Raw genomic sequence first — 1,011 nt, 5'->3', positions numbered from 1 at the left:
GCGCCGCATCACGCCGGGAATGTCCCGACGCTATCCGCGCTTCAACGCGTTCCCGAAGATCTTCTGAATAAGCCTTGCCCATGATCCACCTCCGAATAAGATGAATCACATCCAGACCTTAAAGGGAATCCTTCGATTCCGCTTTCACGCGCGATGCTCTAGGGGAGCAGGTCAGCAACGAAGCTTCCGCTCTGCGCTGATCAATGTTGGAATAAAAAAGGGGCACCGCCGAAACGGTGCCCCCCCCTTAAGGGTCAGGATAATCGATGATCAGTCATCCAGACCGATCATCGGGAACGGCTTAGACAAACAGCGCATTCACCTGATCGGACGACATTGCACCAATTTGGGCGGAACTGAATGCCCGAACCTGTGTATCCGTCATCGCGGCGATATCCGTCGTCTCCAAACCACCAATCTGGTCCGTGGTGAAGGCGGCGATCTGAACCGAGGTCAGGGCGCGTGCCTGCGTCGTCGTCAACCCGGCAACCTGCGTTGACGTCAATGTGGTGAACTGGGTCGTGTTGAACGAAACTATTTGCGTGGAAGTCAATGCCGCCAGCTGGTCGGTCGACAAGCCTTCGACAGCTGTCGTGCCGAGCCCACGGATCTGAGAGGTGGTCAAGGCGACGATCTGCGTCGTGGAGAGACCAGCGATCTGCGTTGTGGACAGAACAGCGAGGTCGGTTGTCTCGAACCCACGGATCTGGGTGGCGGTGAAGCCAGAGATCTGAGTGGCCGTCAACGACTCTACCTGAGTTGTGCTAAAGCCAGCCACCAGGGTGGAGGTCAAACCTACCAGCTGATCAGTACTCAGCGAAACCAACGCCGTCGTCGTCAGTGCATTCAGCTGGGCCGTCGTCAGACCCGGCATCTGCGTGGCGATCAGGCCTGACAGCTGGGTCGAGGTCAGGGTCGCAAAGTCAGCGGTCTCAAGACCCCGGATCTGCGTCGTCGTCAGCGCACCAAGCTGGTCGGAGGTCAGGGCCGCCGTCTGATCGGTGGTGAGGC

At 58.5% G+C, this 1,011-nt stretch carries 1 pseudogene; it reads right to left on the bottom strand.

Features of this window, described 5'->3' with window-relative positions:
* Positions 1 to 301 precede the first annotated feature (301 nt).
* Positions 302 to 1,011: pseudogene (locus tag CHB97_RS26600) on the bottom strand (heme utilization protein); the annotation flags it as partial.

This window comes from Azospirillum sp. RU38E (genome assembly GCF_900188385.1).
Classification (GTDB): domain Bacteria; phylum Pseudomonadota; class Alphaproteobacteria; order Azospirillales; family Azospirillaceae; genus Niveispirillum.
Note: the sequence above shows the minus strand (reverse complement) of the source record. Positions and strands in the feature narration are given on the sequence as shown.